This window comes from Vibrio sp. 10N.222.52.B7 (assembly GCF_041474275.1).
Lineage (GTDB): Bacteria > Pseudomonadota > Gammaproteobacteria > Enterobacterales > Vibrionaceae > Vibrio > Vibrio crassostreae_C.
Map to the genome: position 1 here is coordinate 1 of NZ_JBFRTU010000749.1, position 392 is coordinate 392.

A 392-nucleotide genomic window follows, 5' to 3' on the forward strand; every position below is an offset into this window, starting at 1 on the left:
AAACAATCCTATTTGCCGTTTTTATTATGTTTGGCATTGCAGTCGCTGCGAGTATGGCGTCAACCTATTTCATTTCAAGTGAAAAAATCGATGAGATAATATTGAACAAATCTCAAGTTCAAGCTGAATTCTTGGCTGGAAATGCTGGGTATATCTTAGAGAATTCGGACAACCCAGTTCAAGATTTACAAAAGCTGGTGGGTGAGCTGAAACAGCGATCTGATGTCACTTATGCCATTGTTATTGATAGTAACGTAAGCGCTGTTGCACACAGCGACAAAAATAAACTGAATAAAGTTTATGAAGATAGCTATACCGTTAAAGGCGCAACCCAAGGCGTCCAACAGTATTCAAAATGGTACGCTGATGTTCAAAAAGTATGGGTGTTTGAC

At 39.0% G+C, this 392-nt stretch carries 1 pseudogene; it reads left to right on the forward strand.

What is annotated here, in order from left to right:
• Window positions 1–26 precede the first annotated feature (26 nt).
• Window positions 27–392, forward strand: a pseudogene (locus AB4512_RS25115) (methyl-accepting chemotaxis protein); the annotation flags it as partial.